Origin of the sequence: Streptomyces lydicus, assembly GCF_000717345.1 — a bacterium.
In the GTDB taxonomy this organism is placed as follows: Bacteria; Actinomycetota; Actinomycetes; order Streptomycetales; family Streptomycetaceae; genus Streptomyces; species Streptomyces lydicus.
Genome location: NZ_JNZA01000008.1, coordinates 60,427 through 84,060 on the forward strand (window position 1 = coordinate 60,427; position 23,634 = coordinate 84,060).

General features: G+C 70.4%; 21 protein-coding genes and 1 tRNA gene. 21 read left to right on the forward strand and 1 reads right to left on the reverse strand.

The genetic code is table 11. The features are described from left to right. The first annotated feature begins 110 nt into the window (after nucleotides 1-110). A complete protein-coding gene (locus tag OO62_RS08710; RefSeq protein ID WP_206738430.1) occupies nucleotides 111-1,406 on the forward strand; it encodes a cytochrome P450 in 1,296 nt (431 codons plus the stop codon). A gap of 567 nt (nucleotides 1,407-1,973) precedes the next feature. On the opposite strand, the gene OO62_RS08715 is transcribed toward OO62_RS08710, so the two are convergent. Continuing rightward, nucleotides 1,974-2,045, reverse strand: a tRNA-Arg gene (locus OO62_RS08715). A gap of 221 nt (nucleotides 2,046-2,266) precedes the next feature. Between OO62_RS08715 and OO62_RS08720 the strand changes: the two genes are divergently transcribed. From OO62_RS08720 to OO62_RS08815, 20 genes are all read left to right on the forward strand, one after another. Next, a complete protein-coding gene (locus tag OO62_RS08720) occupies nucleotides 2,267-2,770 on the forward strand; it encodes a response regulator (RefSeq protein ID WP_033266696.1) in 504 nt (167 codons plus the stop codon). 94 nt (nucleotides 2,771-2,864) lie between these two features. Continuing rightward, complete coding sequence (gene nrtL / locus OO62_RS08725) at nucleotides 2,865-3,941, forward strand: ArgS-related anticodon-binding protein NrtL (RefSeq protein ID WP_033266697.1); 1,077 nt, start codon at nucleotides 2,865-2,867, stop codon at nucleotides 3,939-3,941. A 26-nt stretch (nucleotides 3,942-3,967) separates the two neighbouring features. Next, nucleotides 3,968-5,359 (forward strand): diaminopimelate decarboxylase, encoded by a 1,392-nt coding sequence (gene lysA, locus OO62_RS08730; RefSeq protein WP_033266698.1) that lies wholly within the window; start codon nucleotides 3,968-3,970, stop codon nucleotides 5,357-5,359. A gap of 137 nt (nucleotides 5,360-5,496) precedes the next feature. Next, complete coding sequence (locus tag OO62_RS08735) at nucleotides 5,497-6,789, forward strand: homoserine dehydrogenase (RefSeq protein WP_033266699.1); 1,293 nt, start codon at nucleotides 5,497-5,499, stop codon at nucleotides 6,787-6,789. An 8-nt stretch (nucleotides 6,790-6,797) separates the two neighbouring features. Further along, entirely contained in the window at nucleotides 6,798-7,883 is a 1,086-nt protein-coding gene (thrC, locus tag OO62_RS08740) for a threonine synthase (protein ID WP_033266700.1), read from the forward strand. 342 nt (nucleotides 7,884-8,225) lie between these two features. Next, nucleotides 8,226-9,143, forward strand: a complete 918-nt coding sequence (gene thrB / locus OO62_RS08745) for a homoserine kinase (RefSeq protein ID WP_033266701.1) — start codon at nucleotides 8,226-8,228, stop codon at nucleotides 9,141-9,143. Between the two features lie 374 nt (nucleotides 9,144-9,517). Next, on the forward strand, nucleotides 9,518-11,569 hold the full coding sequence (gene rho / locus OO62_RS08750) for a transcription termination factor Rho (RefSeq protein ID WP_033266702.1): 2,052 nt from the start codon (nucleotides 9,518-9,520) through the stop codon (nucleotides 11,567-11,569). A 393-nt stretch (nucleotides 11,570-11,962) separates the two neighbouring features. After that, nucleotides 11,963-13,084, forward strand: coding sequence for an LCP family protein (locus OO62_RS08755; protein WP_033266703.1), 1,122 nt, complete (start codon nucleotides 11,963-11,965; stop codon nucleotides 13,082-13,084). A 152-nt stretch (nucleotides 13,085-13,236) separates the two neighbouring features. Next, the gene (gene rpmE / locus OO62_RS08760; RefSeq protein ID WP_033266704.1) at nucleotides 13,237-13,458 is read left to right on the forward strand and encodes a 50S ribosomal protein L31; all 222 of its coding nucleotides are present in this window, start codon (nucleotides 13,237-13,239) and stop codon (nucleotides 13,456-13,458) included. Nucleotides 13,459-13,611: 153 nt separating this feature from the next. Beyond that, nucleotides 13,612-14,691 carry a peptide chain release factor 1 gene (gene prfA, locus OO62_RS08765; RefSeq protein WP_033266705.1) on the forward strand — a complete coding sequence of 360 codons (1,080 nt, stop codon included), beginning with the start codon at nucleotides 13,612-13,614 and terminating at the stop codon, nucleotides 14,689-14,691. Between the two features lie 96 nt (nucleotides 14,692-14,787). Then, complete coding sequence (gene prmC / locus OO62_RS08770) at nucleotides 14,788-15,633, forward strand: peptide chain release factor N(5)-glutamine methyltransferase (RefSeq protein WP_033266706.1); 846 nt, start codon at nucleotides 14,788-14,790, stop codon at nucleotides 15,631-15,633. 70 nt (nucleotides 15,634-15,703) lie between these two features. Further along, a complete protein-coding gene (locus tag OO62_RS08775) occupies nucleotides 15,704-16,351 on the forward strand; it encodes an L-threonylcarbamoyladenylate synthase (RefSeq protein ID WP_033266707.1) in 648 nt (215 codons plus the stop codon). Continuing rightward, nucleotides 16,351-17,034: an arsenate reductase/protein-tyrosine-phosphatase family protein gene (locus OO62_RS08780; RefSeq protein WP_033266708.1), complete on the forward strand. Its 684-nt coding sequence runs from the start codon at nucleotides 16,351-16,353 to the stop codon at nucleotides 17,032-17,034. The genes OO62_RS08775 and OO62_RS08780 overlap by 1 nt, the downstream gene beginning before the upstream one ends. A gap of 106 nt (nucleotides 17,035-17,140) precedes the next feature. Beyond that, nucleotides 17,141-18,532, forward strand: coding sequence for a serine hydroxymethyltransferase (locus OO62_RS08785; RefSeq protein WP_033266709.1), 1,392 nt, complete (start codon nucleotides 17,141-17,143; stop codon nucleotides 18,530-18,532). 99 nt (nucleotides 18,533-18,631) lie between these two features. Then, a complete protein-coding gene (locus tag OO62_RS08790; RefSeq protein ID WP_077193477.1) occupies nucleotides 18,632-19,972 on the forward strand; it encodes an MraY family glycosyltransferase in 1,341 nt (446 codons plus the stop codon). Nucleotides 19,973-20,260: 288 nt separating this feature from the next. Beyond that, nucleotides 20,261-20,698 (forward strand): Cg1360 family ATP-synthase-associated protein, encoded by a 438-nt coding sequence (locus OO62_RS08795; RefSeq protein ID WP_033266710.1) that lies wholly within the window; start codon nucleotides 20,261-20,263, stop codon nucleotides 20,696-20,698. 279 nt (nucleotides 20,699-20,977) lie between these two features. Beyond that, nucleotides 20,978-21,772, forward strand: a complete 795-nt coding sequence (atpB, locus tag OO62_RS08800) for a F0F1 ATP synthase subunit A (RefSeq protein ID WP_033266711.1) — start codon at nucleotides 20,978-20,980, stop codon at nucleotides 21,770-21,772. A 76-nt stretch (nucleotides 21,773-21,848) separates the two neighbouring features. Next, nucleotides 21,849-22,100: an ATP synthase F0 subunit C gene (gene atpE, locus OO62_RS08805; RefSeq protein ID WP_033266712.1), complete on the forward strand. Its 252-nt coding sequence runs from the start codon at nucleotides 21,849-21,851 to the stop codon at nucleotides 22,098-22,100. Between the two features lie 39 nt (nucleotides 22,101-22,139). Then, nucleotides 22,140-22,694, forward strand: coding sequence for a F0F1 ATP synthase subunit B (locus OO62_RS08810; RefSeq protein WP_033266713.1), 555 nt, complete (start codon nucleotides 22,140-22,142; stop codon nucleotides 22,692-22,694). Beyond that, nucleotides 22,691-23,506: a F0F1 ATP synthase subunit delta gene (locus tag OO62_RS08815; RefSeq protein ID WP_033266714.1), complete on the forward strand. Its 816-nt coding sequence runs from the start codon at nucleotides 22,691-22,693 to the stop codon at nucleotides 23,504-23,506. The genes OO62_RS08810 and OO62_RS08815 overlap by 4 nt, the downstream gene beginning before the upstream one ends. Nucleotides 23,507-23,634 lie beyond the last annotated feature (128 nt).

Sequence of the window (23,634 nt, forward strand, 5' to 3'; positions counted from 1 at the left end):
GGGGCTATGGCGTACGTCACACCCGTGCACGCCGAGTGGAGGTCCCGTGTTGTCCCGGCAGCCCAGGGCCGCCGACCGCGGGTGACCGTCCCCCCTCGACGAAAGGCAGTATGAGCGTCATGACGACCCTCCGTTCCCGGATCCTCGCCTGGGCCGGCCGCATGTATCTGGCGAGAACCCAGAGGAAAGGCTTCGACCTGTCTCGAATGTCTTTCTTGCCCGAGTCCGTCCTGATGCCCCTGCGGCGCGACGGCCTCAACCCGGTGGGTGAGCTGGCTTCCGTCCGGGAGCGGGAGCCCATCAGCAAGCTTCCGGTGCCGATAGCCGCCAACGTCTGGCTGGTCACCGGCTACGACGAGGTCAAGGCGGTGCTCGGAAAGGCCAACGCCTTCAGTTCCGACTTCACCAACCTCGTCGGCAAGGCCGGTGCCGGCGCCGAACAGAATCCCGGCGGCCTGGGATTCGCCGACCCGCCCGTTCACACCCGCCTCCGCAGGCTCCTCACCCCCGAATTCACCATGCGCCGGCTCGGCCGGCTCACCCCCCGCATCCACGAGATCGTCGAGGAACGCCTCGACGCCATGGAAGAGGCGGGCAAAAACGGCGACCCGGTGGACATCGTCCACTCTTTCGCGCTGCCCATCCCCTCCCTCGTTATTTGCGAACTCCTGGGCGTCCCTTACGAGGACCGCGCCGACTTCGAGCGGCTGAGCGCGGCGCGCTTCGACCTTTTCAGCGGCGCCAACGCCTCCTTCGGGGCCATATCCGAATCGCTCTCCTATTTCCGGGACATCGTCAAGAAGCAGCGGGCGGACCCGGGTGACGGACTGCTCGGCATGATCGTCAAGGAACACGGCGACTCGGTGTCCGACGAGGAACTGGCGGGGCTGGCCGACGGCGTGCTGACCGGCGGCTTCGAGACCACCGCCAGCATGCTCGCGCTCGGCGCCCTGGTCCTCCTCCAGGACCCCAAGCACTTCGCGGCTCTCAACGACGGCGACGACGTCGTCGACCGCTACGTCGAGGAACTGCTGCGCTACCTGACCGTCGTCCAGGTCGCCTTCCCGCGCTTCGCCCGCGAGGACCTGGAGATCGGCGGGGTCCAGATCACCGCCGGGGACGTGGTGCTGTGCTCGCTCAGCGGCGCGGACCGGGACGGCAAACTGGGCCCGGAGATGGAGCAGTTCGACCCCTCCCGCAACGTCCCGTCGCACCTGGCCTTCGGCTACGGCATACACCGCTGCGTGGGCGCCGAACTCGCCCGGATGGAACTGCGCGCCGCCTACCCCGCCCTGGTCCGCCGCTTCCCCGCCATGCGCCTGGCCGCCAAGCCCGAAGAGCTCGAATTCCGCAAGCTGTCGATCGTCTACGGCCTCGACTCCCTCCCGGTCCGACTCAACGGCTGACCCCACCCCACCGGCTCGCCCCACCACCGCCCGCGAGCCGGCCCCCGCCCCCCGTCGCCCTCGTCACCACACCCGGACCCTCGCCCCGCCACCGCTCCTGACATCCGTTCCGCTTCCGCGAGTACGCGTAAAGCGCGCCTTAATTGGGCGGCAAACAAAGCCGTTGAGCGCGCCTGTGAGTTCCGGGGCTGCGTCTTTCGCCTATGCCCGGTGTGGTGGCGTCAGTGTGGACGCGCCCCCTCTCGGGAAAGCAGCGGTCCGATTCGGCGGAACGTCACGACGCGCGAGGGCTGAAGTGGCAGGAAGCCCGTCCGAACGGGTGGCGGCCGGACGAGGCCGCTTCTCCGCTGGGCCGCAGGCCGTAAGACCTGTGGAACATGAAGATCGAGAAGGCCATGGGACGGGAGACCGGAGGGGGCCAGTGATCGCCGCGGGAATCCCCCACGCCCCTCACGCGTGATCAGCGACAGCAAATGACAAAGAGCCGGACCCGATGGTGCTGGGTCCGGCTCTCGAAGTCTGGCACTTCAGCAGGTCAGCGGTCTGATCACGCTGGTCTGGCTGGAGTGCCCCCGGCAGGATTCGAACCTGCGCACACGGCTCCGGAGGCCGTTGCTCTATCCCCTGAGCTACGGGGGCGTTGCCGCTGTTTGTTGCGGCGACGGGTAGAACCCTACCAGCTCTGATGGGGTGTTCATGAACAGGTTTCGCGGGAGGTGAGGGAGGGCGTGAGGGGGCGTCCTAGCGCATGGGGAGTGGGTGGTGGTGGGGGTCGGGGAAAGGTCCCTCACACGGGGGCGGAAGTGGGTAAAACCGGGACGGCGCCGCAGGCGCGCCCCTAGTCTCATGGTGTGCCTGGCTTGTCCGGTCGGATCCTGGTTGTCGATGACAACAAGGTGATCCGGCAGTTGATCAGGGTCAACCTCGAGCTGGAGGGCTTCGAGGTCGTGACCGCGGCTGATGGTGCCGAGTGTCTGGACGTCGTGCACCACGTGAGACCGGACGTCGTGACCCTGGACGTCGTGATGCCGCGGCTGAACGGTCTGCACACCGCGGCGCGGCTGCGGTCCGATCCGCGGACGTGGGACATCCCGATCGCCATCGTCAGTGCGTGCACGCAGGGCGAGGTGGACAACGGGGAGACGGTGGGCGTGGACGCGTTTCTGGCCAAGCCGTTCGAGCCGACCGAGCTGGTGCGGACCGTGGGGAAGCTGGTGCGTGAGGGGCGGCAGCGGGGGCGCGGGCCCGAGGGCGGGGCGCAGGAGAAGGACGCCGGCGGCGAGGACGGGGAGAGCGACCGGGACGGGGCGGGAATGGTGGACGCGGGAGGGGACGCGGGGCCGGTGGCCCGGCCCGGGGGATGATCACCCGTGCGCGCCCCCGTCGGCCGGCCGGCGGGGTGTCCATAAAGCGAAACCGGGTCGCGTGGATGCCCCTGTCCTCCCATACGCTTGTCCCGTGACCCCCGCCGAGCTCTCCCGTACCGTCCTGCGCTCCGTGCGCGGTGCCGTCGAGGAGCGAGAGCTCTCCGTGCCCGTGCCGGCGCGGATCGTGGTGCAGCCGCCGCCGCGGCCCGGGTGCGGGGACTACGCCTCCAACGTCGCGCTGCAGCTCGCCAAGCCGGCGGGCCGGCCGGCCCGGGAGGTCGCCGAGATTCTGCGCAAGCGGCTGGCGGGAACCCCCGGCATCGACCGCGTGGAGATCGCCGGGCCGGGCTTTCTGAACTTCACGCTGGGCGACGGGGCGCTGGTCACGCTCGTACGGGACGTGCGGGCGCAGGGGCCGGCGTACGGGGACCGGAGCGCGGGGAACCGGCCGGTCGCCGACCTTGTCTCCGCCGACCCTGCCCCCGTCGGCCGTGTCTCTACCGGCCGTGCCTCCGCCGGGCGGCCCGGCCCGGGTGCTCGTGCGGCCGTGGTGGGCGAGGTGCTGGAGCGGATCGGGGCGGCGGCCGGGCGGACCGGCCGGGCCGACGGACACCCCGCGCTCGTCCCCGTCCCCGACGACCTCGCCACCCTCACCGCCCGGCTCGGTACCGACGAGGCCCGGTGGATCCTGCTGCGGCCGGCCGCCCACGATCCGGTCCGGGTGCCCGAGCGGCCCGTGCAGCGGGAGAGCAATCCGCGGTTCCGGGTGCAGTACGCCCATGCGCGGACCCGGGCGCTGGTGCGCAACGCGGCCGATCTCGGGTTCCTGAGCGAGCCCGGCGGCGTCGGGGCGCCGGCGGCCGCCGGGAGTGGTGCGGAGTTCCGGCCCGCGCCCGCCTCGGCGCACGCCCTGCACACCCTTCTCGCCGGCCATCCCTCCGTCGTCGAGGCCGCCGCGCGGTTGCGGGCGCCGGACCGCCTGGTGCGGCATCTGGAGGCGACGGCGGATGCGTTCTTCCGGTGGCACGACGACTGTCCGCCGCTGCCCGTCGGGGAGCAGAAACCCTTGGCCGTGCACCGCGCCCGGCTGGCCCTTGCCGAGGCCACCGGAACGGTGCTCGCCAACGGCCTGCGTCTGCTCGGCATCTCCGCTCCCGAACACCTCTGAATGATTTTGAGGGGATCTCCACTGTCATGAGTCGTTCCGCGCACCCCGCCGGGCCCCGGCATGCCGACGTGCTGCCCGAGGGGCACTACGCCGGGCCGCCCGCCGATCTCAACACCCTTGACCCGCGCGTCTGGTCCCGTACGGTCCGGCGCAACGCCGACGGTGTGGTCACCGTCGGCGGGCTGGACGTCACCTCGCTCGCCGAGGAGTTCGGCACTCCGGCCTACTTCCTGGACGAGGACGACTTCCGGGCCCGCTGCCGGGCCTGGAAGGACGCCTTCGGGCCGGACGCCGACGTGTTCTACGCCGGCAAGGCGTTCCTGTCCCGGGCCGTCGTGCGCTGGCTGCACGAGGAGGGGCTGAATCTCGACGTCTGCTCCGGCGGCGAGCTGGCGACCGCGCTGGGCGCCGGTATGCCCGCCGAGCGGATCGCGCTGCACGGCAACAACAAGAGCACCGAGGAGATCACCCGGGCCGTGGAGGCCGGGGTGGGACGGATCGTGCTCGACTCCTTCCAGGAGATCGTGCGGGTCGCCCACATCGCCGAGAAGCTCGGCAAGCGGCAGCGCGTGCAGATCCGGGTGACCGTCGGTGTCGAGGCACACACGCACGAGTTCATCGCGACCGCGCACGAGGACCAGAAGTTCGGCATCGCGCTGGCGGACGGGCAGGCGGCCGAGGCCGTACGCCGCGCCCTGAAGCTGGACGGGCTGGAACTCATCGGGATCCACAGCCACATCGGCTCGCAGATCTTCGACATGGCCGGTTTCGAGGTGTCCGCCCGGCGCGTGGTGCAGCTGCTGACCGACGTACGCGACGAGCACGGCATCGAGCTGCCCGAGATCGACCTCGGCGGCGGCCTCGGCATCGCGTACACCTCGGACGACGACCCGCGCGAGCCGCACGAGATCGCCAAGGCGCTGAGCGAGATCGTCAGCAAGGAGTGCGCCGCCGCCGGGCTGCGCGTGCCGCGGCTGTCGGTCGAGCCGGGGCGGGCGATCGTCGGCCCCACGGCCTTCACGCTCTACGAGGTCGGCACGGTCAAGGAGCTGGAGGGGCTGCGGACCTACGTGTCCGTGGACGGCGGGATGTCGGACAACATCCGCACCGCTCTCTACGACGCGGAGTACAGCGTGGCCCTGGTGTCGCGGACGTCCGGCGCCGAGCCGATGCTCTCGCGGGTCGTCGGCAAGCACTGCGAGAGCGGCGACATCGTCGTCCGCGACGCCTTTCTGCCGTCCGACGTGGCGCCGGGGGACCTGCTCGCGGTGCCGGCCACCGGGGCGTACTGCCGGTCCATGGCGAGCAACTACAACCACGCGCTGCGGCCCCCCGTCGTGGCCGTCAAGGACGGCGAGGCCAGAGTGATCGTCCGGCGTGAGACGGAGGAAGATCTCCTGCGGTTGGATGTCGGGTAGGGCCGGATCGCCGGGCCCCGGCACCGGATGAAATAAATGTCTCGGCATCCGGACGACGGACGGAATCTGCCGTCCGGTGCGTGAGACTGGTGCATGAGCAAGCTGAGAATCGCTGATCAATGAGAAGCAGAGGTCGAATGATGCGTACGCGTCCGCTGAAGGTGGCGCTCCTGGGCTGTGGTGTTGTCGGCTCAGAGGTGGCGCGCATCATGACGACGCACGCGGACGACCTCGCGGCCCGGATCGGCGCGCCCGTCGAGCTCGCCGGGATCGCCGTACGCCGCCCCGACCGGGTGCGCGACGGCGTCCCGGCCGAGCTGGTCACCACCGACGCGACCGCGCTGGTCAAACGCGGTGACATCGACGTCGTGATCGAGGTCATCGGCGGCATCGAGCCGGCCCGTGCGCTCATCACCACCGCTTTCGAGCACGGCGCGAGCGTGGTCTCCGCCAACAAGGCCCTGGTGGCGGCCGACGGCGCGGCGCTGCACGCGGCGGCCGAGGCCAACGGCGCGGACCTCTACTACGAGGCGGCCGTCGCGGGCGCGATCCCGCTGGTGCGGCCGCTGCGCGAGTCGCTGGCCGGCGACAAGGTCAACCGGGTCCTCGGCATCGTGAACGGGACCACCAACTTCATTCTCGACAAGATGGATTCGAGCGGCGCCGGCTACAGCGAGGCGCTCGACGAGGCGACCGCCCTCGGGTACGCGGAGGCCGACCCGACCGCCGACGTCGAGGGTTTCGACGCCGCCGCCAAGGCCGCGATCCTGGCCGGTATCGCCTTCCACACCCGGGTCACCATCGACGACGTGTACCGCGAGGGCCTGACGGAGGTCACCGCCGCCGACATGGCCTCCGCCAGGCGGATGGGCTGCACCGTAAAGCTGCTGGCGATCTGCGAGCGGGCCGCGGACGGCGCGTCGGTCACCGCGCGGGTGCACCCCGCGATGATCCCGCTGACGCATCCGCTCGCCTCCGTCCGCGAGGCGTACAACGCGGTCTTCATCGAGGCCGACGCGGCCGGCCAGCTCATGTTCTACGGGCCGGGCGCGGGCGGCTCGCCGACCGCCTCCGCGGTCCTCGGCGACCTCGTCGCGGTGTGCCGCAACAAGCTCGCCGGTGCCACCGGGCCGGGGGAGTCGGCGTACACCGCGTTGCCCGTCAGCCCCATGGGCGAGGTCGTCACGCGGTACCACATCAGTCTCGACGTGGCCGACAAGCCCGGCGTACTTGCGCAGGTCGCGACGGTCTTCGCCGAACACGGCGTATCGATCGATACGGTCCGTCAGCAGGGCAAGGACGGAGAGGCGGACCTCGTCGTGGTCACCCACCGGGCGACCGACGCGGCCCTCACGTCGACCGTCGGTGCACTGCGCGAGCTGGACACCGTCCGCGGTGTCGCCAGCATCATGCGGGTCGAAGGGGAGTAAAGGAACCCATGTCTGCCAATTCCACCGTGACCACCACGAGCCGTCAGTGGCGCGGAATCATCGAGGAATACCGTGACCGGCTGCCGGTCAGCGACACGACCGAGGTGGTCACCCTCCGGGAGGGCGGCACTCCCCTCGTACCGGCCCAGGTGCTCTCCGAGCGCACCGGCTGTGAGGTGCATCTCAAGGTCGAGGGCGCCAACCCCACCGGGTCCTTCAAGGACCGCGGCATGACGATGGCCATCACGCGCGCCAAGGAGGAGGGCGCCAAGGCCGTCATCTGCGCCTCCACCGGCAACACCTCCGCCTCGGCCGCCGCCTACGCGGTGCGGGCCGGCATGGTCTGCGCCGTGCTCGTCCCGCAGGGCAAGATCGCGCTCGGCAAGATGGGCCAGGCGCTGGTCCACGGCGCGAAGATCCTGCAGATCGACGGGAATTTCGACGACTGCCTGACGCTGGCCCGCGGCCTGTCCGACAACTACCCGGTCGCACTTGTGAACTCCGTCAACCCGGTGCGCATCGAGGGCCAGAAGACCGCCGCCTTCGAAATCGTCGACATGCTCGACGACGCGCCGGACATCCACGTGCTGCCCGTCGGCAACGCCGGCAACATCACCGCGTACTGGAAGGGCTACCAGGAGTACGCGGCGGACGGCATCGCCACCCACACCCCCCGCATGTGGGGCTTCCAGGCGTCCGGCAGCGCCCCGCTGGTGCGCGGCGAGGTCGTCAAGGACCCGCACACCATCGCCACCGCGATCCGCATCGGCAACCCCGCCTCCTGGTCGCACGCGGAGCGGGCGCGGGACGAGTCCGGCGGCTTCATCGACGCCGTGACCGACCGTCAAATCCTGGCTGCCTACCGGCTGTTGGCCGCGCAGGAGGGCGTCTTCGTGGAGCCCGCCTCGGCCGCTTCGGTGGCCGGTCTGCTCAAGGCCGCCGAGGAGGGCAAGGTCGACCCGGGCCAGCGCATCGTCTGCACGGTCACCGGCAACGGCCTCAAGGACCCGGACTGGGCGGTGGCCGGTGCGCCGCCGCCGGTGACGATCCCGATCGACGCGGACGCCGCCGCCGAGCGCCTCGGCCTCGCCTAGCCCGTCCGGCCGTACGCACTGACCTGCGCGTACGGCACCCGGTGACGGGGCCGGCCGGGCCCCGCCACCGCCCGCACAGCAAAGAGTGCAAAGGCTGCAAAGCCCCGCGAAGGCGGTATCGGGGCACAGGATGGCGCGCGACACGCATCGTGCGCCTCCTGTGCGCCCTATGTCGCGACAGAACCTTCCTTCGATAGGCTGGCAGTCAACTCCCCTCCCCACGGCACAACGCAGTGGTGCGCAGGGCACGTCAGAACAGTCCCCAGGAAGCCGGCCGGGCACTTCGGTGCCGCGGCGCTCCGGGGCAGTACCGCAGCATCAATCAAGGAGAGTCATCGAGCGATGGCCGGTCCCGCGTTCCGCGCCGCCGCCGTCCGGGTGCGCACCCCCGCTACCAGCGCCAATCTCGGTCCCGGCTTCGACGCCCTGGGTCTTTCCCTGGGCCTGTACGACGATGTCGTGGTGCGCGTCGCCGACTCCGGGCTGCACATCGACATCGCAGGTGAGGGCGCCGAAACCCTGCCGCGCGACGAGAGCCACCTGCTCGTACGGTCGATGCGCACCGCCTTCGACCTGCTCGGCGGCCAGCCGCGCGGCCTGGAAATCGTCTGCGCCAACCGCATCCCGCACGGCCGCGGCCTGGGCTCCTCCTCGGCCGCCATCTGCGCGGGCATCGTCGCCGCCCGCGCCGTGACGATAGGCGGCGAGCAGAAGCTCGACGACGCCGCGCTGCTGGAGCTGGCCACCGAGATCGAGGGCCACCCCGACAACGTCGCCGCCTGTCTGCTCGGCGGCTTCACGCTCGCCTGGATGGACACCGGATCCGCCCGCGCGATCCGGATGGATCCCGCCCGTTCCATCGTTCCGGTGGTCTTCGTGCCCGGAAAGCCGGTGCTCACCGAGACCGCCCGCGGACTGCTGCCGCGCACCGTCCCGCATGTGGACGCCGCGGCCAACGCCGGTCGCGCCGCACTGCTCGTCGAGGCCCTGACCAGGCGCCCCGAGCTGCTGCTCGCCGCGACCGAGGACCGACTCCACCAGGAATACCGCGCCCCCGCGATGCCGGAGAGCGTGGCCCTGGTGAACCGACTGCGTGCGGACGGCGTCCCCGCGGTCGTGTCCGGTGCGGGCCCCACGGTGCTCGCGCTGGTCGAGGACGCGGCGGCCGAGAAGGTCGCGGCGCTGGCGGGTGAGGGGTGGGCGGCCAACCGGCTGACCCTCGACGCGGCAGGCACCTGTGTCCTGCCGCTCGCCGGGTGATCACGCGGGTGATCGACGATTGCCGGTCTTTGAGAGGGGGAATGTTTGTTGGATCCGGTAGTGTTAACCTCAAGTGAGTACGAGACGCCGCAGTGGCGCTGTGCTTCGTGTCCCCATTCGGGACCACCTTTCTTCCGGGAGCCTCCCAAACTGCTTGGAGCAATTGCCTGAGCGGAAGCGAGCATGCTCCGGAATCGGCGTGACGACTTGAGTCACTCTGCATCTCTTCACGCCGTAGTCATGAATTGATTTCTCCGCCACTTCCGGCGGGACCACCGCCCCGGCCCGGTCCGCAAGACACAGGGACCCAGCCGGACAGCACAACCGGTCGCCGAGCCAGACAGGCCGACGCCCGCTCCAGGGAAGGACCCTTCGTGAGCGACACCACCGATCTGATGGGCGCGCGCACCGACGGCAGTGCCACCACGCCCGCCACGGACGCTCCCGCCGCTCCTGCAACGACGCGGCGCCGCCGTTCCGGCACCGGCCTTGACGGCATGGTCCTGGCAGAGCTCCAGCAGGTCGCCTCCGGCCTCGGTATCAAGGGCACCGCGCGGATGCGCAAGAGCCAGCTGATCGAGGTCATCAAGGAGCGGCAGGCCGGAGGCTCGGGCACCGCCGCCAAGGCCGACGCGTCCACCGACACCGAGACCAAGCCCAAGCGCCGCACGACCTCCAAGGCCCGTACCGGCGAGGACGCCGCCGAGCCCACCGCCAAGGCGGAGAAGGCCGAGCGCGTCAAGGCGGGCAAGGCCACGGACCAGTCCGGCGCCCAGCAGCAGATCGACATCCCCGGCCAGCCCGTCAGCGACGAGCAGCCGGCCGGCGAGCGCCGTCGGCGCCGGGCCACCTCCGCCGCGGGCAGCCCCGACACCGCCGGTGACCTCAAGACCGACACCAAGGTCGAGGCGAAGACCGAGGTCAAGGCCGACGCCAGGACCGACACCGCGGTCTCCCCGCAGGAGACCGGCGAGGGCCGGCCGGGCAAGGCCGGCGAGCGCCAGGACCGCGGCGACCGTCAGGACCGCGGGCAGAAGGGCGACCGCGGCGACCGCCGCCAGCGCGACCGCGGCGACCGCGGTGACCGCGGCGACCGCCGCAAGGGCGACGCCGGCGACGGCGGCCAGGGTGGTCAGGGCGGTCAGCGCCAGGGCCGGGACCGCCGCGATGATGACGACGACTTCGAGGGCGGCCGTCGCGGCCGTCGCGGCCGCTACCGCGACCGCCGGGGCCGTCGCGGGGGCCGTGAGGACTTCGGCAACGAGCCGCAGGTCTCCGAGGACGACGTGCTGATCCCCGTCGCGGGCATCCTCGACATCCTCGACAACTACGCGTTCATCCGGACCTCCGGCTACCTGCCCGGTCCGAACGACGTCTACGTCTCGCTCGCCCAGGTCCGCAAGAACGGCCTGCGCAAGGGTGACCACGTCACCGGTGCGGTCCGCCAGCCCAAGGACGGCGAGCGGCGCGAGAAGTTCAACGCGCTGGTCCGCCTCGACACGGTCAACAGCGTGGCGCCCGAACAGGGCCGCGGACGGCCGGAGTTCGGGAAGCTGACGCCCCTCTACCCGCAGGAGCGGCTGCGCCTCGAAGGTGAGTCGGGCGGCCTGACGACCCGGATCATCGACCTGGTCGCGCCGATCGGCAAGGGCCAGCGCGGTCTGATCGTGGCCCCGCCGAAGACCGGTAAGACCATGATCATGCAGGCGGTCGCCAACGCGATCACCCGCAACAACCCCGAGTGCCACCTGATGGTCGTCCTCGTCGACGAGCGTCCCGAAGAGGTCACCGACATGCAGCGGTCGGTGAAGGGCGAGGTCATCTCCTCGACCTTCGACCGCCCGGCCGAGGACCACACCACCGTCGCCGAGCTGGCCATCGAGCGCGCCAAGCGCCTGGTGGAACTGGGCCACGACGTGGTCGTCCTGCTGGACTCGATCACCCGTCTGGGCCGTGCGTACAACCTCGCCGCCCCGGCGTCGGGCCGCATCCTGTCCGGTGGTGTCGACTCCACGGCGCTCTACCCGCCGAAGAAGTTCTTCGGTGCGGCGCGCAACATCGAGGACGGCGGCTCGCTGACCATCCTGGCCACCGCGCTGGTCGAGACCGGCTCGCGGATGGACGAGGTGATCTTCGAGGAGTTCAAGGGCACCGGCAACATGGAGCTCAAGCTCGACCGGAAGCTCGCGGACAAGCGCATCTTCCCCGCGGTGGACGTGGACGCGTCCGGTACCCGTAAGGAAGAGATCCTGATGGGCAGCGACGAGCTGGCCATCGTCTGGAAGCTGCGCCGGGTGCTGCACGCCCTGGACCAGCAGCAGGCCATCGAGCTGCTGCTGGACAAGATGAAGCAGACGAAGTCCAACGCGGAGTTCCTGCTGCAGATCCAGAAGACGACGCCGACCGCGGGCAACGGCAACGACTGACGCCCCGCAACGCGCTCCACACGGCCCCCCTCGCCCCTACGGGTGAGGGGGGCCGTGTGCTGCGTGCCCCGTACGGTGCGCGCCCGCCGCCGGTGATCTGTGAGCCACGCCGCCTCCGAAGCGGCTCCGAGCTGCCCTTTCTGAGACCTTCCGCACAGATCCGTCCCGGACGCAACGTTTCGGCCATGGCTGGTTTCAGCGCGAAAGTCCAGGTGAGAAGGGAGGACGCCGCGCGCCGTCGGCAGCTGTTCCGCGAGATTTCTAAGAAATCGCTCATCACTCGCTGTGCAACCCTTCCCGTCAGCCTCCCGTCTGACAAGGAGCAACGAGCCGTGACAGCACGCAGCACGGTGGCGGCGAGGGGTAGCCGAGTGAGCGAGGACTGAGGAGCAGATGGCGGACAGCAACGGGACCGCGACGGCCGAAAGCCGGGCCCGCGGCATACGTGCCACGGGCCGCCGGCGCAGGACGCCGAGCCGGCGCCGCAGGGCCCTGACGATCAGCCTGTGCGCGCTCACCAGCGTCGTACTTCTCGGTGGTGCCGGGCTCGGATACGTCTACTTCAAACTCAACGGCAATCTGAAGGGCGTCGACATCAACGCCGCCCTCGGCCACGACCGGCCGCAGAACGTCGACGACGGATCCATGGACATCCTCGTCATGGGGTCGGACTCGCGCGCCGGCAAGAACGGCGAGTACGGCAAGGACGAGGGCGGGGCGCGCTCCGACACCGCGATGGTCGTGCACGTCTACAAGGGCCACAAGAAGGCCAGCGTCGTGAGCATCCCGCGCGACACCCTGATCAAGCGGCCCGACTGCACCAAGAACGGCCGGAACGTACCCGGCGCGCAGCGGACGATGTTCAACACCGCCTTCGAGGTCGGCGGGCCGGCCTGCGCCGTCAAGACCGTCGAGTCGATCAGCGGCATCCGTATGGACCACTTCATCGAGGTCGACTTCTCCGGCTTCAAGAAGCTCATCGACGCGCTGGGCGGGGTGGACATCACCACCCGCAAGGCGATCGACGACGACAAGAGCCATCTGCACCTCCAGCCGGGCAAGCACACCCTCGACGGCGAGCAGTCCCTCGGCCTGGTGCGGACCCGGCACGGCGTCCCCGGCGGCGACGGCAGCGACCTCGGCCGCATCCAGCTGCAGCAGACGTTCCTCAAGGCCCTGATGAACCAGGTCAAGAACGTCGGGGTGCTCACCAACCCAACCAAGCTCTACGACGTCGCCGACACCGCCACCAAGGCCATCACCACCGACACCGACCTCAACTCGGTCAGCGAACTGACCGGGCTGGCCAAGAGCCTCGGCTCCATCGGGTCGAACAACATCGACATGGTGACGCTGCCGGTCGCGTACGACACCGCCAACCCCGACCGGGTGGTGCCGCTCACCAAGCACGGCAAGCAGGTCTGGGACGCGCTGCGCAACGACCAGGACATCCCCAAGTCCGCGCTCAAGGGCTCGGCCGGTGACACGGGCGGCACCAGCCGCTACGTGAAGTAGCCGGCGGGACCGTGCCGCGGGCGGGAATAGTTGCGCGGGTACCCCGGTTTTGGGAGATACGGCTAGTCCTGGCAGACTGGACCGTCGGCCCCGGTTCACGTGACGCAACCCGCGACACGACCCGGGTGCACTCCCGAACCTAGGAGAATCCCTTGAAGCGCGACATCCACCCGGAGTACGTCGAGACCCAGGTCAGCTGCACCTGCGGCGCGTCGTTCACCACCCGTAGCACCGTGGCCGGCGGCAGCATCCGTGCCGACGTGTGCTCCGAGTGCCACCCGTTCTACACGGGCAAGCAGAAGATCATGGACACGGGCGGCCGCGTGGCCCGCTTCGAGGCCCGCTTCGGCAAGGCCGCCGCTGCCAAGAAGTAGCGACTCACAAGGCGCCGGTTCCCGGTCGCCCCTGCCCAGGGGTGACCGGACCGGCGTCTTTGTTTGCGTCGTCCCAGGTCTCCCGTCACCCGGCGGGAGGTCCGGGGGTCACCCCCGGACAGCACAGTCAGCCAGCCAGCAGAGGAACCCACGATGTTCGAGGCGGTCGAGGAACTGATCGGCGAGCACGCCGATCTCGAGAAGCGGCTGGCCGACCCCGCGGTCCACGCCGACCAGCGCGAGGCCATGCGGCTCAACAAGCGCTACGCCGAGCTGACCCCGATCATCACGACGTACCGCGACTGGAAGCAGACCGGCGACGACATCGAGACCGCGCGCGAATTCGCCGCGGACGACCCGGACTTCGCCGACGAGGCCAAGGAGCTCGACGTCCGCCGCGAGGTGCTGACCGAGAAGCTGCGGCTGCTGCTCGTCCCGCGCGACCCCAGCGACGACAAGGACGTCATCCTCGAGGTCAAGGCCGGTGAGGGCGGCGAGGAGTCCGCGCTGTTCGCCGGCGACCTGCTGCGGATGTACCTGCGCTACGCCGAGCGGGTCGGCTGGAAGACCGAGATCCTCGACGCCAACGAGTCCGACCTCGGCGGCTACAAGGACGTCCAGGTCGCGGTGAAGACCAAGGGCGGGGGCGGCGCCACCGAGCCCGGCCAGGGCGTCTGGGCGCGGCTGAAGTACGAGGGCGGGGTGCACCGCGTGCAGCGCGTGCCCGCCACCGAGTCGCAGGGCCGCATCCACACCTCCGCGGCCGGTGTGCTGGTCACCCCCGAGGCCGAGGAGGTCGAGGTCGAGATCGTGGCCAACGACCTGCGGATCGACGTGTACCGCTCGTCGGGTCCCGGCGGCCAGTCCGTCAACACCACCGACTCCGCGGTGCGCATCACCCACCTGCCGACCGGCATCGTCGTCTCCTGCCAGAACGAGAAGAGCCAGCTCCAGAACAAGGAGCAGGCGATGCGCATCCTGCGGTCCCGGCTGCTGGCCGCCGCCCAGGAGGAGGCCGAGCGCGAGGCGTCCGACGCCCGCCGCAGCCAGGTCCGCACGGTCGACCGCTCCGAGCGCATCCGCACGTACAACTTCCCGGAAAACCGCATCTCGGACCACCGGGTCGGCTTCAAGGCGTACAACTTGGACCAGGTGCTCGACGGCGAGCTGGACCCGGTCATCCAGGCGTGCGTCGACGCAGACTCGGCGGCCAAGCTCGCCGCCGCCCAGTAAGCCCGCAAGACCCGTACGTACCGGCTGGAGACCGCATCCCCCAGGGGATGCCCGGACCCCGGCCGGGGAAGACGCAGCGCACCAGGAGGAAGGCCCGTGAACCTGCTGCTCGCCGAGGTGGCCCAGGCCACCCAGCGGCTGGCCGACGCCGGCGTGCCCTCACCCCGCTTCGACGCCGAGGAGCTCGCCGCGCACGTGCACGGCGTCAAGCGGAGCCAGCTGCACACCGTCCCCGACGCGGACTTCGACGCCCGCTACTGGGAGGCCATCGCGCGCCGTGAGGCCCGCGAACCGCTCCAGCACATCACCGGACGGGCGTTCTTCCGGTACCTCGAACTCCATGTCGGCCCGGGGGTGTTCGTGCCCCGCCCGGAGACCGAGTCGGTGGTCGGCTGGGCGATAGACGCCGTACGGGCCATGGACGTCGTCGAGCCGCTGATCGTCGACCTGTGCACCGGCTCCGGGGCGATCGCGCTGGCGCTGGCACAGGAGGTGCCGCGCTCGCGGGTGCACGCCGTGGAGCTGTCCGAAGAGGCCCTGGAGTACGCCCGCAAGAACGTCGAGGGGTCCCGCGTCGTTCTCCATCACGGCGACGCGCTGACCGCGCTTCCCGAACTGGACGGGCAGGTGGACCTGGTCGTCTCCAACCCGCCGTACATCCCGCTGACCGAGTGGGAGTACGTCGCCCCCGAGGCCCGCGACCACGACCCGGAGCTGGCGCTGTTCTCGGGCCCGGACGGCCTGGACACCATCCGTGGCATCGAGCGGACCGCACACCGCCTGCTGCGGCCCGGTGGCGTGGTCGTCATCGAGCACGCCGACACCCAGGGCGGACAGGTGCCGTGGATCTTCACCGAGGAGCGGGGCTGGGCCGACGCGGCCGACCACCCCGACCTGAACAACAGGCCCCGTTTCGCCACCGCGCGCCGGGCGACGCCATGACGCGTCCTGCCCTGACGCCTGATGCAGCCGATGCATCCGATGTATTCGTTCCGCACGAGGAGGTCCCGTAATGGCACGGCGATACGACTGCAGCGACGCGACCGACCGCGCCACCGGTCTGCGCGAGGCCGCCTCGGCCGTCCGCCGCGGTGAGCTGGTCGTGCTGCCGACCGACACCGTCTACGGCATCGGCGCGGACGCCTTCAGCGCCGAGGCCGTCGGCGACCTGCTGGAGGCCAAGGGCCGCGGCCGGGGCATGCCCTCCCCGGTCCTCGTCGGATCCCCCAACACCCTGCACGGCCTGGTCACCGACTTCTCCGAGCAGGCGTGGGAGCTGGTCGACGCCTTCTGGCCCGGCGCGCTCACCCTCGTCGCCAAGCACCAGCCGTCGCTGACCTGGGACCTCGGCGAGACCCGCGGCACGGTCGCGGTGCGGATGCCGCTGCACCCCGTCGCGATCGAGCTGCTCACCGAGTTCGGCCCGATGGCCGTCTCCAGCGCCAACCTGACCGGCCACCCCTCCCCGCAGGACTGCGACGCGGCCCAGGAGATGCTGGGCGACTCGGTCTCCGTCTACCTCGACGGCGGCCCGACGCCCGCCGCCGTGCCGTCGTCGATCGTCGACGTCACCGGAAAGATCCCCGTGCTGCTGCGCGAGGGCGCGCTCAGCGCGGAGGAGCTGCGCAAGGTGGTACCCGAGCTCGAGGTGGCCAATTGATGGCGCCCCTGGGGCGTGGCATAGCGGGACCCGGCGACGACAACCCCCTTCCCCCCGCACCCCCCGCATCGCTGTTCCGGATCCTGCACGTCAGCACCGGCAACGTCTGCCGCTCGCCGATCACCGAGCGGCTGCACCGCCATGCCCTGGCACTGCGGCTCGGCGGGGAGCAGAGCGGAGGGCTGGTCGTGGAGAGCGCCGGCACCTGGGGCCATGAGGGCGCCCCGATGGAGGCGCACGCCGCGACCGTGCTCACGGACTACGGCGCCGACCCGGCCGGCTTCATCGGCCGGGAACTGCTCGACGAGCACGTCATCCGCGCCGACCTGGTGCTCACCGCCACCCGCGACCACCGAGCCCAGGTCATCTCCATGGGCCACTCCGCGGGGCTGCGCACCTTCACCCTCAAGGAGTTCAACCGGCTGGTACGGGCCATAGACCCCGCCACGCTGCCCGACCCCGACCCGGCCCGGCCGGACGGCGGGCTGGTCGAGCGGGCCCGGGCGCTGGTCGGCGCCGCCGCGGCGCTGCGCGGCTGGCTGCTGGCGCCCAACCCGGAGTCCGACGAGGTCTACGACCCCTACGGAGCCCCCATCACCTTCTTCCGCTCCATCGGCGACGAGATCAACCAGGCGCTGGACCCGGTCGTCACCGCCCTGACGGGGGTCCCTGCGCGGGCGTAGCGGGCCCGGGCGCGACCGCGGGCCCCGAGCGGACCGGCACACCGCGCCCGATCGCCGTGGCGCGCCTACATTGGGACTACGTCCCGTACGAGGCCCGGAGCCAGCGATGCCCGCCACCACCGCGTCACCCCGCAGCGAGTCCCCGACCAGCGGTGTTCCGGCCGCCGAGGCCGCCACCGCGCCCGGAGCCGACGCCGGCCGGCCGCTGGAGGAACGGGCCCGGGCCGCCGCCCGGGAGGGCGTCACCCGCCCCGCGGGCGCGCCGGACTTCGCCGCGCTGCTGCGCCAGGACCCCGAGATCGCCGGCGTACTGCTCGGCGAGAGCGCCCGCCAGAGCGACGGACTTCAGCTGATCGCCGCGGAGAACTTCACCTCACCGGCCGTGCTGGCCGCGCTCGGCTCCCCGCTGGGCAACAAGTACGCCGAGGGCTATCCCGGCGCCCGGCACCACGGCGGCTGCGAGATCGTCGACCTCGCCGAGCGGATCGCGGTGGAGCGCGCCAAGGCCCTTTTCGGCGCCGAACACGCCAACGTCCAGTCCCACTCCGGGTCTTCGGCCGTGCTGGCCGCCTACGCCGCCCTGCTGCGCCCCGGTGACACCGTTCTGGCCATGTCGCTGCCCCACGGCGGACATCTGACCCACGGCTCGCCCGCCAACTTCTCCGGCCGCTGGTTCGACTTCGCCGGCTACGGCGTCGACGAGGAGACCGGGCTGCTGGACTACGACGCGATCCGCGAGCTGGCCCGCGCCCGCCGCCCCAAGGCGATCGTCTGCGGCTCGATCTCCTACCCCCGCCACATCGACTACGCCGCCTTCCGCGACATCGCCGACGAGACCGGCGCCTATCTGATCGCGGACGTCGCACACCCGCTGGGGCTGATCGCCGGGGGAGCGGCACCCAGCCCCGTCCCGTACGCCCATGTGGTGTGCGGCACCACCCACAAGGTGCTGCGCGGGCCGCGCGGCGGGCTGATCCTGTGCGGCGAGCGGCTGGCCGAGCGGATCGACCGCGCCGTGTTCCCGTTCACCCAGGGGGGTGCGCAGATGAACGCGGTCGCCGCCAAGGCCGTCGCCTTCGCGGAGGCCGCCACGCCCGCCTTCGCCGCGTACGCCCACCAGGTAGTCGCCAACGCCCGGGCGCTCGCCGAGGCGCTGGCCGGGCAGGGCCTGACGATCACCACCGGCGGCACCGACACCCATCTGATCACCGCCGATCCCGCCCCCCTCGGCCTGGACGCGCGCACCGCACGGGGCCGGCTGGCGGCCGCCGGGATCGTGCTGGACACCTGCGCGCTGCCCTGCGAGGACGAGCCCGCCGCCCGCCGCACCGGGATCCGCCTGGGCACCGCCGCGGTGACGACGCAGGGGATGGGCGAGGACGAGATGGCGGCGATCGCCGGGCTGATGGTGGCGGCGCTGCGGGAGGAGGGGGCGGCGGCCCGCGCCGCGACGGTCACTTTGGTCCATGCTTTTCCGCCTTATCCCGATCAGGGGTGAGGGCGGGAACCGTCCGCCGACGCGAGGCGTCTTCTCCTGTATTCACGGCCAGGGGGCGGACACGCATAGGGTGTGGGGCTGTGATGGCCAGCTATACCGATGGGGCAGCCCGTGCGTGAATACCTGCTGACGCTGTGCGTCACGGCCGCGGTCACCTACCTGCTGACCGGGCCGGTGCGGAAGTTCGCGATCGCGGCCGGTGCGATGCCGGAGATCCGCGCGCGTGATGTGCACCGCGAACCGACACCGCGGCTCGGCGGTATCGCCATGTTCGGCGGCCTGTGCGCCGGCCTGCTGGTCGCCTCGCACCTGACCAACCTCAAGAGCGTCTTCGAGAACTCCAACGAGCCGCGGGCGCTGCTGTCGGGCGCCGCGCTGATCTGGATCCTCGGCGTGCTGGACGACAAGTGGGGCGTGGACGCCCTGGTCAAGCTGGGCGGCCAGATGATCGCCGCGGGTGTGATGGTCCTCCAGGGCCTGACCATCCTGTGGATCCCGATCCCCGGCGTCGGCACGGTCTCGCTGACCCCCATGCAGGGCACGCTGCTGACCGTCGCGCTGGTCGTGATCACCATCAACGCGGTGAACTTCGTCGACGGCCTGGACGGGCTGGCCTCCGGCATGGTGTGCATCGCCGCCGCCGCGTTCTTCATGTACGCGTACCGGATGTGGTTCGGCTACGGCATCGAGGCGGCCGCGCCCGCCACGCTGTTCTCCGTCGTGCTGATGGGCATGTGCCTGGGCTTCCTGCCGCACAACATGCACCCGGCGCGGATCTTCATGGGCGACTCGGGCTCGATGCTGATCGGCCTGGTCATGGCGGCCGGCGCGGTCTCGGTGACCGGCCAGGTCGACCCGGACCTGCTCAACCAGAAGGCCGGCGGTCTGCGTGAGGCCACCCACGCGATGGTGCCGGTCTACATCCCGCTGCTGCTGCCGCTGACGGTCATCGCGGTGCCGGTCGCCGACCTGATCCTGGCGATCGTGCGCCGTACGTGGAAGGGCCAGTCGCCGTTCGCGGCCGACCGCGGGCACCTCCACCACCGGCTGCTGGAGATCGGGCACTCGCACAGCCGGGCGGTGCTGATCATGTACTTCTGGTCGGCGCTGATCGCCTTCGGCGCGGTCGCCTACTCGGTGAACAACGCGAGCATGTGGATCGTGCTGGGCATCGTGCTGCTGAGCGCGGTGGGACTGGTGCTGCTCCTGCTGCCGCGCTTCTCGCCGCGGGCCCCGCGCTGGGCCGAGCGGATGGTGCCGCCCCGCTACCGCAGGGTCGTGCGGACGGTCCTGGTGCCGTCGGCGGACCGTGCGGAGGAGGACGCCGCGGAGGCGGCCGAGGGGGAGCGCGAGCCGGTCCCCGCGGGCATCAACGGGGCCACCGCGATCGGCGACCGGTCACGCTTCGTGGACCACCGCAGGGCGGGCAGTCACCACTGAGACGAAGATTCGGTCGCCCGAAAGGGCATCGAAAATCGGACGTGTTGACCCCATACCAGACAAAAAACCAGCTGTCCGTGCACCAACGCGCGGGTTCACGCTCACGTGTGACAGGGTCCACACGAACCAGGTAAAGACCTCATCAAATAGTTTGTGATACCGTTCACTAAACCCGGTGACAGAGCCGCAGGACCGTAGTGCGACGGTCGTTCGGCCTCAGGTTCCGCCTCTGACCGGGTCTACGCTCGTCCCTGACGACACACCCCCACCCCTTGCCGGAGCGCCGCCATGCAGTCGAATGACGCCCGACTACTCCTTCACGCCGTCGTGCCCACGTTTGCCGTCGGCGTCATCGCCGTTGCGGTGAGCGCTGTGGTCGCGGGCGCGGCGGGAGCGATCGGCGCCGTCGTCGGCACCGTGCTCGTGATGCTCGTCATGGGGGTCGGCCTCGTGGTCCTGCAAAAGACCGCGAGGAATCTTCCGCAGCTGTTCCAGATGATGGGCCTGCTGCTCTACACGACGCAGATCCTGTTCGTGCTGCTCTTCCTGCTCGCGTTCAAGGACACAACGCTGTTCGACACCAAGGCATTTGCGTTCACATTGCTCGGCGCCACCCTCGTGTGGATCGCGGCGCAGACCCGCGGTCATATGAAGGCGAAGATTCTGTACGTGGATCCCCACTCCGCCGAGTCGAAGAAGGCGGAGACGGCGGGGTCGCCGACGTGACACGTAGGGCCGAGATAAAAGCCCTCATGCGGGCCTGCTATCGTCCGGTGCCAACTGCGGCACAGATGGCGCAGGCGGCTGAGCTCCCGAGTCCCACTCGATGGAACGGGCAGTTCTCGCGGCCGATGCCTGTGATCCGGCCCGGCCCAGCGCCAGCCGGCCGCCCCCAAATCCGTAAGACCAGTCCAGTGCCGCTCCGTGGCTCAACGCCGCGCCGACACAACGAGGTTGCCGTACCCATGCGCCACGCTGAAGGAGCTCGCGGTGAGTGCTGAAACGATGCTCGCCTTCGAGACCGACTGCCACATCTTTTCCGGGTGCGGCTTTGATGCTCCCGGGCTTCATAACTTCGTCTTCCGGCCGCTCTTCACCATCAACGGCTTCGAGTTCAACAAGCCGATGCTGCTGGCCCTGCTCAGCACGGTCGTCGTTGTCGGCTTCTTCTGGGCCGCATTCGGCAAGGCGAAGGTGGTCCCCGGAAAGCTGCAGATGATCGGCGAGGCGGGCTACGACTTCGTGCGCCGCGGACTCGTCTATGACGCGCTCGGGAAGCGAGAGGGCGACAAGTACGTCCCCTTCATGGTCTCGCTGTTCTTCTTCGTGTGGATCATGAACCTGTGGTCGATCATTCCGGTCGCCGCCTTCCCGGTCACGTCGGTCATCGCCTTCCCCGTGGGCCTCGCGGCGATCGTCTACATCCTGTGGGTCTACCTGACCTTCAAGAAGCACGGTTTCGTCGGCGCCCTGAAGAACATCACCGGCTATGACAAGTCGCTCGGCTGGGTCCTGCCGCTGATCGTGGTCATCGAGTTCCTCTCGAACATGATCATCCGGCCGTTCACCCACGCGGTCCGGCTCTTCGCGAACATGTTCGCGGGCCACCTGCTGATCCTGATGTTCACCATCGCCAGCTGGTACCTGCTGAACGGCGTCGGCGTCGTCTACGCCGGCGCGTCGTTCCTGATGACCCTCGCGATGACGGCCTTCGAGCTCTTCATCCAGGCCGTCCAGGCGTACGTCTTCGTCCTGCTGGCCTGCAACTACGTCCAGGGCGCGCTCGCCGAGCACCACTGAGCACCCCTCTCCCAGCCCCAACAGCTGTCCGGTGGCCAACCCCCACCGGTCCGTGAAATGAGAAGGAAGTAACGGCATGTCCGCTGCTCTCGAGACCGTCAACCTCGCCTCCGCGAACGCCTTCACCGGTAGCGCCAGCGCGATCGGCTACGGCCTGGCCGCCATCGGCCCCGGCGTCGGCGTCGGCATCATCTTCGGTAACGGCACCCAGGCCCTCGCCCGTCAGCCCGAGGCGGCCGGTCTGATCCGTACCAACCAGATCATGGGTTTCGCCTTCTGTGAGGCGCTCGCCCTCATCGGCATCGTCATGGGCTTCGTTTTCAAGTAAACGAAACCTTCGACATCCATTCAGACGGAAGGCACTGATGTGAACGCCCTGGTCACCATGGCGGCGGAGGTTCCCGAGAACCCCCTGATCCCGCCGATTCCAGAGCTGGTCATCGGCCTGATCGCTTTCTTCATCGTCTTCGGCATCCTCGCCAAGAAGCTCCTCCCGAACATCAACAAGGTTCTGGATGAGCGCCGGAAGCTGATCGAAGGCCGGATGGAAGAAGCCGAATCGCTTCAGGCCGAGGCTCAGCAGGTCCTCGCGGACTACCGGGCCCAGCTGGCCGACGCCCGCCACGAGGCCGCGCGGCTGCGCCAGGAGGCGCAGGAGCAGGGCGCGACCCTCATCGCGGAGATGCGCACCGAGGGCCAGCGGCAGCGTGAGGAGATCATCGCTGCCGGTCACGCCCAGATCGAGGCGGACCGCAAGGCGGCTGCGCAGGCGCTGCGCCGCGACGTCGGCACCCTCGCCGTCGAGCTGTCCGGCAAGATCGTCGGAGAGTCGCTGGAGGACGTGTCCCGGCAGAGCCGGACCGTCGACCGGTTCCTCGACGAGCTCGAGGCGGGCGCGACGAAGGCTGAGGCCGGCCGATGAACGGAGCGAGCCGCGAGGCACTCGCCTCCGCGCGCGAGCAGCTCGACGCGCTGACGGACAACACCTCCGTCGACGCGACGACGCTCGCCGAGGAGCTGGCTGCCGTCACCGCTCTGCTCGACCGCGAGGTGTCGCTGCGTCGGGTCCTGACCGACCCGGCGCAGGGCGCCGAGGCGCGGGCCGAGCTGGCCGGACGACTGCTCGGCAGCCGGGTCGGCGCCCCGACCGCGGAGCTGGTCGCGGGCATGGTCCGCTCCCGCTGGTCGCGCTCGCGTGACCTGGCGGACGCGATGGAGGAGCTGGCCTACAGCGCCGACCTCGTCGCGGCCCAGCGTGCCGGCGGGCTCGACGACGTCGAGGACGAGCTGTTCCGGTTCGGCCGGATCGTCAGCTCCAACCTCGAACTGCGCCGGGCGCTCACCGACCGCAACGCGTCGGTTTCGGCCAAGACGGAGCTGCTGCACTCGCTGCTGGGCGGCCGGGCCAACCCGGTCACCGAGCGGATCGTGATCCGTCTTGTCGTACAGCCGCGGGGCCGTAGCCTGGAAGCGGGGCTCGACGCCCTCTCCAAGCTGGCGGCGCACCGCCGGGACCGGATGGTCGCGGTGGTCACCTCCGCGGTGCCCCTCAGTGAAGGACAGCGGGAGCGCCTGAGCGCCACCCTGGCCTCGCTGTACGGACGGCAGATCCACCTGAACCTCGACGTGGACCCCGAGGTCCTCGGCGGAGTCCAGGTCCGGATCGGCGACGAGGTCATCAACGGGACCATCGCGGCGCGCCTCGAAGAGGCGGCGCGGCGGTTGGCCGGCTGACCCAGCCACCAACTCAAGAGCTGCACAACCGGCGGTCAGGCGCCGGACCAGCCGGCCGGACCCACAGGTCCGGCTGCGGTCCGGAGGAAGCCCCGGGGACCAGCACAAGCATGACGGCGGCCCGAGTT